Source organism: Neorhizobium huautlense (assembly GCF_030811685.1).
Taxonomy (GTDB): Bacteria; Pseudomonadota; Alphaproteobacteria; order Rhizobiales; family Rhizobiaceae; genus Neorhizobium; species Neorhizobium huautlense_A.
Map to the genome: position 1 here is coordinate 231805 of NZ_JAUSRF010000008.1, position 7198 is coordinate 239002.

General features: G+C 55.7%; 5 protein-coding genes. 1 reads left to right on the plus strand and 4 read right to left on the minus strand.

Translation table 11 applies throughout. The annotated features are described in order from the left end of the window. Positions 1–29 precede the first annotated feature (29 nt). From rpsQ to fumC, 4 genes are all read right to left on the minus strand, one after another. A complete protein-coding gene (rpsQ, locus tag J2T09_RS14235; protein ID WP_306835622.1) occupies positions 30–638 on the minus strand; it encodes a 30S ribosomal protein S17 in 609 nt (202 codons plus the stop codon). Further along, a complete protein-coding gene (locus tag J2T09_RS14240; protein WP_306835623.1) occupies positions 631–1311 on the minus strand; it encodes a hypothetical protein in 681 nt (226 codons plus the stop codon). Before J2T09_RS14240 ends, rpsQ begins: the two co-directional genes overlap by 8 nt. 223 nt (positions 1312–1534) lie before the next feature. Then, positions 1535–2605, minus strand: coding sequence for a GGDEF domain-containing protein (locus tag J2T09_RS14245; protein ID WP_306835624.1), 1071 nt, complete (start codon positions 2603–2605; stop codon positions 1535–1537). Positions 2606–2875: 270 nt separating this feature from the next. Further along, positions 2876–4267, minus strand: coding sequence for a class II fumarate hydratase (gene fumC / locus J2T09_RS14250; protein ID WP_306835626.1), 1392 nt, complete (start codon positions 4265–4267; stop codon positions 2876–2878). Between the two features lie 445 nt (positions 4268–4712). Between fumC and J2T09_RS14255 the strand changes: the two genes are divergently transcribed. Next, positions 4713–7055, plus strand: coding sequence for a L,D-transpeptidase family protein (locus J2T09_RS14255; protein WP_306835628.1), 2343 nt, complete (start codon positions 4713–4715; stop codon positions 7053–7055). The last annotated feature ends 143 nt before the right edge of the window (positions 7056–7198 follow it).

Here is a 7198-nt window from a genome sequence, read left to right on the forward strand (position 1 = left end):
GTGATTGATTTTTAGCATGCCCTTGTCATTCAAAAGCGATTTTTTACTTCGCCAAAAATAAATCTTTTGTTCTTACTCATTGGCCGAAACTCATAGGCGACTAATATGTCTCCTTCGTTTGTTAGATTAAATTCATCGTGAATTGCATATTTTTTTGATTTTTCAATATATTTACCGTATTTTTTATTTTTGTAACGCCTTTTTACTGTTATTATTGTTGTTTTATCTTTTGAATTTCTGACTGCAATGCGTTCTATCATGAGGCCGCGACGGAAATTTTCTCTCAGGGTAGGTTGTTTAGGGTTTGTCAGATCGTACATCTCTATTATTTTTGCGTCGCAATCGAGAAATTTATCTTCAACATAATACCTGAATTCAGGTGCATTAAATTCGAACCGTATATTTCTCGACGCAAGAAAAAAAGTCCAAACTCCTGCTGAGCGGAGCATGGTAATGTAGTCTTCCCATTCCGTTGCGCTTTCCAATGCAAGTTCGTACATTTTCAGGAGCTCTAAGACCTGCGTTGAAAAAAAATCATCGATTTTTTCATCTGATTCTTTTCGAGCAATAATTTCGCAGAGCTCGCTATGCTTTTTCTTTGCCTTGCTCGATCTGTCTCTGAATAGTGTTTCAAGCATCGTGACCTCTCGGTGAGATTGCGTCGAACACATCAATGGTTCTTAATAGTATGAGGTCGGCCTGCATAATGCAGTCTTGTTGGTCTTCAAAAAATATCTCAAAACCTTGAATTATCTTAACTGCTGTCGGTGGTGACCAAGTCTCCTGTCGAAGTAGTGGGTGGATTTTGTTTATGTATTCGCACGCGGATTTGTTTCTTATGAAGAATTTATCTTCGTAATATCTAATGTCTGATAATATTTTTATTACATTTTTATTTATTCCGTTTAATGATTTAATGATTTCAGATTGATTTGATTTTAAGTCAATGTTGTTGTTGATTAAAACAAGGTGGTGATCTATGTCTCGTTCAAATGAGGGCAGGGAGCGAGAAATGTTCGGTTGCTCGCGAAAAATCTGACGCAATTTTGCGGGTGCAATTTCATCTGGCCTGCGGGGACAACCGTTCTCCGCGAATAGCATCCGGCGAATAACTTCAAAATCTTTCATGTTGCTGTGATAGGTGTGGTGAACTTTCTTCCATGCGGAAGTAAGCTCAGTAAATGCAATGTATAATGTTAGATATTTATTTGATTTATCGTTTTGTTCGTTGTTGCTTATGTATACATCTCTTCCCAAGCCTACTAAGCTGGCGATGCTTCCAAATGCGCCTAATATTTCCAAAACGGGCATCTTACGGTTCCTGTGGCTACGATCTCTTGTATCGTCTATCTGATTCCTCTTTGGGTTGCGTATTTATTTTTATGTATATTTTGAGTGGTGGCAAGCGGTAAGTTTTTTGTGTTGCTGGTATTTGAATTGGATCAGTGGATGATGCCAAGGTGAGTCGTGTGGAGTATTGCTGCCGGCACGATGTGGTGATGCGAATAAAGGGCCGGCTGCAGAGGTCGGCTGATCACTTCCTGTAGATCAGCCAGCCCTTGCCGACGTAATCCTTGCGCATGCCCTCTTCGAACATCTGGGTGCGGTTGCGACCGTTGCCCTTGGCGAGATAGAGCGCCACGTCCGACTGTTCGTAAAGCTGGCCGGGATCTTCCGCCTGCGCGGCCATGGAAAACCCGAGTGAAATGGTCACCGGGCCATAATCGACGCCGGTTCGGGAATTGCGGAACGGCCGGCTTTCGAGGGCGTGGCGCACGCGTTCGCACACGCCCAGAACTTCTTCAGGCGTATTGCCCTGGATGACCATGGCAAACTCTTCGCCGCCGGTGCGGGCGACAAAGACATCCTTGCGGACATTGCTGCGAATGACCGACGCGACGGTGGCGAGGATCTTGTCGCCGACCGGGTGTCCATAGGTGTCGTTGATGCGCTTGAAATGATCGATGTCGAGCAGCACAAGCGCGGTGACGCCGAGCGCCATCGGATCATCGAACAGCGATGCCAGCTTTTCGTCGAAGGCACGGCGGTTGGAAAGCCGCGTCAGCGAATCCGTGTTGGCGATGCGCTTGTATTCGTCGAGTTCCTTGCGGACGTCGTCCATTTCCTGCGAGCGCTGCGTGACGTTTTCGACCGTCTTTTCGCCATGCGCCATGGTGTCGCCGGTGGCGGAGCTCAAAAGCTCGATCGCATTCGACAGGAGTTCCGCAGAAAAATTGGTTTTCGTATTGATACGAGACGCAGTTTCGCCGAGCAGCCGGTTATAGCTTTCGAGCGAGTTCTGCTCCTGCTGGATCAGGCGCAGAATGCCTTCGAGTTCGATGGCAAGACGCGTATGAGCGCGTTCGATCACCGCTGCCTGCGGCCGGCCGAGATATTCGTCGGCCAGATGATCGAGTTCTTCCTGTGTCGCCCGACTGCCAAGCGCGACAAGATCGCGCGACAGCTGTGCGTTGCTGCCGATATAAGCCTCATAGAAGAGCTGGTAATTGCGAGGAATGGGCGCAACGCCCATGGACCTCAATGCATAAACGATCTGCCCAGCTAAATCAGAAGCATGCGCTTTTTGCGCTGTCGCCGTGTTCATCGGCTACTCCCGTTGGTCCCACCCAAATTTAAACCTATGATTACGGTCAAATTCTTGGGAAAAGATTAAAAATATGGTTTCCGGGCGGTAATGCTTGGATTCTAGGTGTTGCTGCAAGCCTTGAATTTCAGGGTGTCCAAGGTTTTTCCTGGGGTTGTTTTTCGATTATACCAGAAAAGGTTTTTCTCGAAATGGTTGCGCCGGGCCGTGGTAGTCCACGATCCGGCGCCAATTTTCTCGTATTCGCTGTGAATGCGGTATTAGGCGACCTTACTTCGGGCCGATCATGTTTTCCGGACGAACGTACTGGTCGAATTCCTCGTTGGTGAGGTAGCCGCCGCCGACCGCTTCTTCGCGCAGTGTCGTGCCGTTCTTGTGTGCCGTCTTGGCGATCTTGGCGCAGGCGTCGTAACCGAGCTTGGAATTGAGTGCGGTTACCAGCATCAGCGAGTTTTCAACGCCCTTGCGGATGTTGTCTTCGCGGGCTTCGATGCCGACCACGCAATTGTCGGTGAAGGAGACTGCGGCATCGCCGAGCAGCTGAACCGACTGCAGGAAGTTATAGGCCATCATCGGATTGTAGACATTGAGCTCGAAATGGCCCTGGCTGCCGGCGAAGGTGAGGGCAGCGTGGTTGCCAAAAATGTGGGCGCAGACCTGGGTGAGGGCTTCCGACTGAGTCGGGTTGACCTTGCCCGGCATGATCGACGAGCCCGGCTCGTTTTCCGGCAGCGACAGCTCGCCAAGGCCGGCGCGCGGGCCGGAGCCGAGGAAGCGGATGTCGTTGGCGATCTTGAAGAGGGCGGCAGCGGCAGCGTTGATGGCGCCGTGGGAGAAGACCATCGAGTCATGCGAGGCGAGCGCCTCGAACTTGTTCGGCGCGGTGACGAAGGGCAGGCCGGTGATTTTCGAGATTTCGTCAGCGACCTTTTCGGCAAAGCCGACCGGGGCGTTGAGGCCGGTGCCGACGGCGGTGCCGCCCTGTGCGAGCTTGGAAAGGGCAGGGATCGTCAGTTCGATATTGGCAATCGCGGAGGCCACCTGCGCGGCATAACCGGAAAATTCCTGGCCGAGCGTCAGCGGCGTTGCATCCTGCGTGTGTGTGCGGCCGATCTTGATGATATGGGCAAATGCCTTGACCTTGGCTTCCAGCGCCTGATGCAGATGCTTCAGCGACGGCAGCAGGTGGTGATGGATCTGCTCGACGCAGGCAATGTGCATGGCCGTCGGATAGGTGTCGTTCGACGACTGGCTCATGTTGACGTGGTCGTTCGGGTGCACCGGCTTCTTGGAGCCCATGACGCCGCCAAGTACTTCGATCGCGCGGTTGGAGATCACTTCATTGGCATTCATGTTCGACTGCGTGCCGGAACCGGTCTGCCAGACGACGAGCGGAAAATGATCGTCGAGCTTGCCATCGATGACTTCCTGGGCGGCATCAACGATGGCCTTGCCGACGGTGGCGTCGAGGCCGGAGAGTTCCATGTTGGCGCGTGCGGCGGCCTGCTTGACGATGCCGAGCGCACGAACGACGGCCAGAGGCTGCTTTTCCCAGCCGATCTTGAAATTGCCGAGCGAACGCTGGGCCTGCGCGCCCCAATAACGGTCGTTCTGAACTTCGATCGGGCCAAATGTGTCGGTTTCGGTGCGGTTCGTCGTCATATGCCTGTGTCTCCCATCGCCCGCGACTGCGGGCTGAACATGCCGGCTTGTAAAATGAATGTGAAATAAGCCTGAAGCCGGCGGCGCATTTCTATACCATTGTCGAGCGACTGCAAGCGGAAGAGGGCTGTTGAAGACCGCAAGATTTCGGTGTTTTACCCTGTTCTTGCAGGTGTTCGTGCCATTATTGCCACGATCTGATGAATAGAGCTTTTGCGGGAAATTCTCGGATCTGGGGACGGTTGGGCGTGTCAGTAAAAATTTAACGAATGTTTTCTTAAGGTTCTGGAAATGAATTGGCGACGGCGCTGCCCGATGACGGGACATGCTCACGTTTTCGTTTTCTTTTCATGGCGCGCATGTTCGGCTAGAGACGTGCCCGCATATATTCGAGGACGGTCATCAAGAGAATCGCGATGACCGTGGAGCTAGAACGGGGAATACCTTGCTGAATTTGCGGAAGACCACCACCACGCTCGCACTGCTGTCGGGGATTTCGATGCTGGGCGGGGCCATGTTGCCGGTCGATGCTCAGGCCTACACGCTGATGGACATGCTCAAGGGCCGTTCGCGCGAGGATGTCAGAAGGGCACCGCCGGGCGTGGTCGTCGAAATTCCGTCCGAGCGCGCCATCCGCGATCCGGAACCGCTGCCGAAGGTCGCGCCGCCGAAATACTTTACCTATCGCGCCGACGCGATGCGCGCGGTGAAGACCGCCGGTTTTGCCGCGGCATCCGCCACTGACCAGACCCGGTTCCTCGTCGATGCCCGTGTATCGGTTCCGGCTGATGTCGCGTCTGCCGTGGAAGCCTATTACGCAAAGAGTGCTGCGCCGCTCTGGATCGAGAACGGCGACCTGACCGAAAAGGCGCGTGCCGTTCTGGCCGCCATGAAGAATGCTGCCGATTACGGTCTCGATCCGGCTGATTATGCCGTCGACGAGCCGCTGCTGACGACAGCCAGCGTTGCCCCGGAAGCGCCGACGGAAACGACCGCGCATGCTACGGATGCAGTAAAGACCTATTCGACGACGAACACGGCCGAAACACCCGTGACACCTCCGGCTGCAACGGCAGCCGAAACCGCAGCACCCGCCACCGGCACCGAGGCAGCACCGGCTGCGACGGCCGAAACGGCTCCGAGTGCTCCAGCAGCAAACACCGACGCGGCTGCCGCTGCGCCCACGGAAACCGCGCCCACGGACACTGCGCCTGTCGCAACGACCGCCGAAACCGCTCCGGCCGGTACCTCCGAAGCTGCCACTGCCGCGACGGCGGAGCCGGCACCTGCCGCAGATGCGCAGCCCGCGGTGGCTGCAACGCCGGACGCTCCGGCTGCTGCGACCAGCGAAGCCGCTCCGGCCGCGACTGCGGAAGCACCGGCTGCCGACGCTGCGGTTGCGCCGCCAGTTGCCGCAGAGACTGCTCCTGCGGCCCAGCCTGCCGTTACCGAGCCGGCTCCCGCCGTCGTCGTGATCGATGACGAACGCGCCAAGGAACTGATGCAGTTCGACGTGGCGCTGTCCGCCAAGGCCATGCTGTTTGCGCAGGACATGGTGCGCGGCCGTCTCGACCCGAACCGCATTTCCGAATTCCACGATTTCAAGCGCAAGCCTGTTGATCTGGCCGCCGTTCTCGATGCCGCAAAGACTGCGCCCGATGCCGTTGCCTATTTCGACGGTCTGGCTCCGGCCAATCCCGAGTTCAAGGCTATGAAGGCGGAACTCGCGCATCTGCGTGCCGCCTCGGAAGATGCCGACGCGATCAAGCTGCCGGACGATCTGCTGCTGAAGCCTGGCATGAGCAGCCCGGAGATGGCGAACGTGTTCGCGGCCATCCAGAAGAAGGCATCCGACGCGTTCAAGACCCGTCAGGCCGAAACGATTGCCGCTTACCAGCAGACGCCGGAATACACGCCGGAACTGGTCGCCTTCGTGAAGGATTTTCAGAAGGAAGCCGGCCTGAGCTCCGACGGTGTTGTCGGCCGTGGTACCGTTCGCGCCCTTGTCGGTGACAGCAATGAAGACAAGGTCGAAAAGCTGATCGTCGCCATGGAACAGCTGCGCTGGCTGCCGTCGGATCTTGGTGATCGCCATGTGATGATCAACCAGCCGTCCTTCCGCGTTACCTATCACGAGAATGGCGTGGAGCAGTTCTCCATGCGCACCGTGATCGGTTCGAAGAGGCACCAGACCTTCTTTTTCCAGGACAAGATCAAGACCGTCGAGTTCAATCCGTCCTGGGGCGTGCCGCAGTCGATCATCGTCAATGAGATGGTGCCGAAGCTGCGCAACGACCCGAGCTATCTTGACCGTCAGGGTTACGAGGTTGCCGTCAACGGTCGCACCGTTTCCTCGAGCAGCGTCGACTGGTACGGTTCCACCCGCAATATTTCCGTGCGTCAGCCGCCCTCCAGCGACAATGCGCTGGGCGACCTGAAGATCCTGTTCCCGAACGCGCATGCCATCTACATGCACGACACGCCGGCCAAGAGCTTCTTCAAGCGTGACATGCGTGCGCTCAGCCACGGCTGCGTGCGTCTGGCCGAACCGCGCAAGATGGCGGCAGCGCTTCTCAGCATCAGTGAGAAGGACGTGGATGCCCGCATCGCCAGCGGCCGCAATGTGCCGACGGCGGTGACGGCGGATATCCCGGTCTATATCGCCTATTTCACCGCCTGGCCGAACAAGGACGGCAAGGTTGAATATTTCGGCGACGTCTACGACCGTGATGTTGCGACCATGAAGGCACTGGCGGCGACTGCCAAGGCGCGCAACCCGGGGGCCTGAGCCGGGACGAATGTCCAACTGAGACATGATCGAGGGCGCCACTGGCGCCCCTCAGACTGCTGACAAACCCCTGGCTGGTCCAGGGGTTTTGTGATTCACTGGGTCATGTTGAAGAAACCTGCTCCCGAACAGACGGCTCTCGA

What these genes read in the sequence shown, in the direction of transcription:
- rpsQ (WP_306835622.1), bottom strand. Translation starts at nt 638, where the DNA reads ATGCTTGAAACACTATTCAGAGACAGATCGAGCAAGGCAAAGAAAAAG.
- J2T09_RS14240 (WP_306835623.1), bottom strand. Translation starts at nt 1,311, where the DNA reads ATGCCCGTTTTGGAAATATTAGGCGCATTTGGAAGCATCGCCAGCTTA.
- J2T09_RS14245 (WP_306835624.1), bottom strand. Translation starts at nt 2,605, where the DNA reads ATGAACACGGCGACAGCGCAAAAAGCGCATGCTTCTGATTTAGCTGGG.
- fumC (WP_306835626.1), bottom strand. Translation starts at nt 4,267, where the DNA reads ATGACGACGAACCGCACCGAAACCGACACATTTGGCCCGATCGAAGTT.